Origin of the sequence: Streptomyces sp. BE303 (assembly GCF_036290945.1) — a bacterium.
GTDB lineage: Bacteria > Actinomycetota > Actinomycetes > Streptomycetales > Streptomycetaceae > Kitasatospora.
This window is the reverse complement of the sequence record NZ_JAQYWZ010000231.1, coordinates 1-888: the sequence shown is the minus strand read 5'-3', so window position 1 is coordinate 888 and position 888 is coordinate 1. Positions and strand designations below refer to the sequence as shown.

The following is an 888-nucleotide window of genomic DNA, read 5'->3' as shown; positions in this document are numbered from 1 at the left end:
GGGTGAGGGCTGTGGTGCGGGCCACCCGGAGGCAGGTGACCCGCCACCCTTTCCACCACCCCCGGCAGAGACACCGTCACCCACCGTCGACCATGTGCGCGGCCTCACAGCCCCACCCCTGTGGCCCGGACCACTTCCCACCCCCCAACGATCTTGAAAATAGGGACATTCACCTTCAAAACACCCCATTTCCTTGATCCTTACGACCGGTAACCACCCCCTGACATGCCTAAACCTCAGAATCCTTGAAACCCCCACCACCACCCCCGTAACTTCGAACCCGTTGCACCGAGCACACCGCTCACCAGGGCCCCACCGCCCCGCAACCACACGCACCACACCCCCACAGAACCACCCGCCCCCAGGGCCTGGTTCCGCACGCCCACACCCCCCTCCGAAAGGACCCACATGACCCACCGCAACCAGACCACCACCACCGCCACCAAGCGCCGCAACCGCATCCGCACCACCCTCATGGCCGGCGCCCTCACCGCCCTCCCCGCCGCCGGACTCATCACCGCCACCACCGCCTCCGCCGCCCCCGCCGGCGTCTGGGACAAGGTCGCCGCCTGCGAAGCCACCGGCAACTGGGCCATCAACTCCGGCAACGGCTTCTACGGCGGCCTCCAGTTCACCCCCAGCACCTGGGCCGCCTTCGGCGGCACCAGCTACGCCCCCCAGGCCCACCAGGCCACCAAGGCCCAGCAGATCGCCATCGGCGAAAAGGTCCTCGCCGCCCAGGGCCCCGGCGCCTGGCCCGTCTGCTCCGTCAAGGCCGGCCTCACCAAGTAACACCCCACCCACCGGGCACCCCACCCACCGGGCCCACGACAACGCCGCTGCACCGACCACACCACCGGTCAGGTCCAGCGGCGTCGTGCATCCCCC

At 69.5% G+C, this 888-nt stretch carries 1 protein-coding gene; it reads left to right on the top strand.

All coding sequences use genetic code 11. The features are described 5' to 3' along the window. Window positions 1–408: 408 nt before the first annotated feature. Entirely contained in the window at window positions 409–792 is a 384-nt protein-coding gene (locus PUR56_RS01460; RefSeq protein WP_443034420.1) for a transglycosylase family protein, read from the top strand. The last annotated feature ends 96 nt before the right edge of the window (window positions 793–888 follow it).

What these genes read in the sequence shown, in the direction of transcription:
- PUR56_RS01460 (WP_443034420.1), top strand. Translation starts at nt 409, where the DNA reads ATGACCCACCGCAACCAGACCACCACCACCGCCACCAAGCGCCGCAAC.